Source organism: Streptomyces sp. NPDC004542, from assembly GCF_040610035.1.
Classification (GTDB): domain Bacteria; phylum Actinomycetota; class Actinomycetes; order Streptomycetales; family Streptomycetaceae; genus Streptomyces.
In genome coordinates this window covers 1-3,278 of record NZ_JBEXLP010000192.1, presented here as the reverse complement: position 1 = coordinate 3,278, position 3,278 = coordinate 1, and the positions used below count along the sequence as shown (strand labels likewise).

Sequence of the window (3,278 nt, the reverse complement as noted above, 5' to 3'; positions counted from 1 at the left end):
GGCGCCCTCGCCTCCACCCTCACCTACGACACCACCACCCGCACCACCCGCGTCACCGACTCCCTCGGCCACACCCGCGTCTACGAACACAACGAAGCACTTCGCCTGGTGCGCGAAACCGACCCGCTCGGCCATGTCACAAGCCAGGAATGGGACCGCGAACTGCAACTCGTAGCAGTTACCGACCCACTCGGCCACACCATCCGGTACGACTACGACGAGCAGGGCCACGTGGTGTCGGTCACTCGCCCTGACGGCCGGACGGCGCACTCTGCGTACAACACGCTCGGTCTCCCCACGTCGATCATCGAGGCGGACGGGACGGAGTGGCGCAGGGAATACGACGAGTGCGGCAATCTCATCGCCGCCACGGACCCGTCTGGCGTCGTGACAAGGTCGGTCTACGACTCGCGTGGCTGTCTCACAAGGGTCGTGGATGCCCTTGGCCACACGACCTGGGTCCAGTGCGATCTCGCAGGCCTGCCGGTAACCGTCACGAACCCTCTTGGCGCGATCACCCGCTACGAACGCGACGCCTTCGGGCGACCCCTCATCGTCACGGGCCCGGCAGGTGACGTGACCCGGCTCAAGTGGACGGCAGAGGGCCGCCTGACCCGACGCACCGCTTCCGACGGCACGATCGAATCATGGACGTACGACGGTGAAGGCAACTGCATCAGCCACACCGACCCCGGGGGCAGGGTCACACGCTACGAGTACACGCACTTCGACCTGGTGGCAGCCCGCACAGAGGCAGACGGGTCGCGTTACGAGTTCGCATACGACACGGAGCTGCGCCTGACGCGAGTTGCCGGACCGCGGAACCTGACGTGGAACTACACATACGACCCGGCAGGGCAACTGATCGCGGAGTCCGACTTCGACGATCTCGTCCTTGCTTATGCCTACGACGCGGCAGGCCGCCTGACCTCCCGCACCAACGCACTCGGGCAAACCGTGTCATTTGAACACAACGCGCTGGGTCAGGTGGTGCGCAAGGACGCTGCCGGTCGTGTCACCTCATACGTGTACGACGTGACGGACCAGCTCGCTCGCGCGGTCGGCCCTGACGGGACGACGCTGGAGGTGCAGCGCGATCGGTTCGGCCGCGTGCAGTCGGAGACGGTTGACGGCCGCACCATGGCCTACGCCCATGACGAGTTGGGCCGACTGACAACCCGCACCACACCCGCAGGTGCGATCACAACGTGGTCGTACGACGCGGCAGGCCGTCGTATCGGGATGGTGGCATCGGGCCGACCGATCAATGCCACCTACGACGCTGCGGGCCGGGAAGTGGCGCGCAGCGTCGGAAATGCGGTCGCCCTGGAGCACTCTTTCGACGTACTGGGTCGCCTGACGGCCCAGTCGGTGACGGCAACAGGTGGTCACCTCGTCCAGCACCGCAGCTACACCTATCGCGCCGATGGCGCCCTGATCGGCATTGACGACAGGCTCAGCGGCTCTCGTCGCTTTCATCTGGACGTGGCGGGCCGGGTGACATCGGTGAACGCCGCGAACTGGACAGAGACGTACGTCTACGACTCGGCAGGCAACCAGACGCAGGCCCACTGGCCGGAGAGTCATTCGGGGGGAGCGGCGCTCGGCGCGCGTGAGTACACAGGCACTTGCATCACCCGGGCGGGCCGGGTCCGCTACGAGCACGATGCTCTGGGCCGTATCACCATGCGCCAGAAGCCCCGCCTTTTCCGCAAGCCGGACACCTGGCGCTACGAGTGGGACGTCGAAGACCGGTTGACGGCAGTGACGACCCCCGACGGCACCCGCTGGCGCTACGCCTACGACCCACTCGGCCGCCGCACGACCAAACTGCGCCTGTCCGACGACGGCAAAACGGCTGTCGAACGTGTGGTGTTCACCTGGGACGGCACCGTCCTCGGCGAGCAGACAACCACGTCCCCGAACCTACCGCATCCGGTCACGCTCACCTGGGACTACGAAGGAACCGCTCCGATAGCCCAGACGGAACGCATAACGGTGGCGGGAGCGCCTCAGGAGGAGGTCGACTTCCGCTTCTTCGCGATCGTCACGGACCTGGTCGGCAGCCCGAGTGAACTTATCGACGAGCGGGGCGACATAGCCTGGCGTGCCCGCAGCACCCTCTGGGGTGAGACCGCCTGGCCGGTCGGCAGCACGGCGTACACACCGCTCCGCTTCCCTGGCCAGTACTTCGACCCCGAAACAGGTCTTCATTACAACTACTTCCGCCACTACGATCCACAGACGGCTCGATACCTGACCCCGGATCCGCTCGGACTCGCCGCATCCCCTAATCCCCGTAATTACGTCGTCAATCCGCATATGTGGACGGACTCGCTAGGACTGACGCCATGCCTGACATCACCCAAGAGCGCAACCGAACTCCGCAATTCTCCCGGAGCGGCCACCGGAGGGTTTTCACTTCCCTCGGTTTCCGGAAAATGGCTGAGGGGGTCGGAAGGCAATGCCGGGCGAATACCGGGGCAGGTGGCCAAAGCACTACACGGAAGGGAGTTTTCCAGCTTCAATGACTTCCGGAAGGCCTTTTGGGAACAGGTTTCCAAGCATCCGGAGCTGGCGGGCCAGTTCAGCAAGTCAGGGCAGACGGCAATGGCAGCCGGTAAGTCACCATTTGTGCTGGAGGGGCAACAGGTTCCTGGCCAGTACAGGTACGTGCTACATCATGTTCAGCCAATCCAGCGCGGCGGTGGCGTGTACGATCTTGACAACATCGTCGTCGTCACGCCGCGCTATCATAAGGAAATACTGGACGGCAGTTATCACTTCGGAAATTGACCTCACGAGTAGACTTAAGGAGGTGCGGGGCAATGCTCCGTAAAACGCGCGAGGAACTGATTTACATTGTCCAGCAGCTTATCGATGCCACCTTGCCGGAAGAGGAAGAAGATCGCCTGCTCGAAGAATTGAAAGAGAGCGTTCCACACCCGCGGGTCAGCGACCTCATCTATTACTCGGATCCGGCTTTGACGGCTGAAGACGTGGTGGACCAGGCTCTCTCATACCGTCCGATCGAGCTGTAGCCCGCAAAGACGCCGAGCAGGCCCGCCCAGGACCCCTGCCGAAGACCTGCCGCTGGTCGGCGCTGACGGCGCCGGCCCGGCCGACCCCACCGACGAGCACCGGACCAGCCTCCAGTGACGACGGCACGCGACACGGTCTAGCCGCCGCACTCGAACCAGACCGTCTTCCCGCCCCCGGTCACGGGCTCCACCCCCCACTTCCCCACCACGGCGTCGAGCAGCAGCAGCCCCCGCCCG

At 64.6% G+C, this 3,278-nt stretch carries 2 protein-coding genes and 1 pseudogene; 2 read left to right on the top strand and 1 reads right to left on the bottom strand.

Annotation, left to right across the window (positions count from 1 at the left end; all coding sequences use genetic code 11):
• A partial coding sequence (locus ABZX30_RS37925; RefSeq protein ID WP_355942959.1) for an RHS repeat-associated core domain-containing protein occupies positions 1 to 2,796 on the top strand: 2,796 nt, incomplete at its 5' end.
• 32 nt (positions 2,797 to 2,828) lie between these two features.
• Positions 2,829 to 3,041 carry a bacteriocin immunity protein gene (locus ABZX30_RS37920; protein ID WP_355942956.1) on the top strand — a complete coding sequence of 71 codons (213 nt, stop codon included), beginning with the start codon at positions 2,829 to 2,831 and terminating at the stop codon, positions 3,039 to 3,041.
• A 137-nt stretch (positions 3,042 to 3,178) separates the two neighbouring features.
• On the opposite strand, the pseudogene ABZX30_RS37915 reads toward ABZX30_RS37920, so the two are convergent.
• Positions 3,179 to 3,278: pseudogene (locus ABZX30_RS37915) on the bottom strand (ATP-binding protein); the annotation flags it as partial.

Coding starts and splice junctions, on each gene's coding strand:
- ABZX30_RS37920 (WP_355942956.1), top strand. CDS start 2,829: ATGCTCCGTAAAACGCGCGAGGAACTGATTTACATTGTCCAGCAGCTT.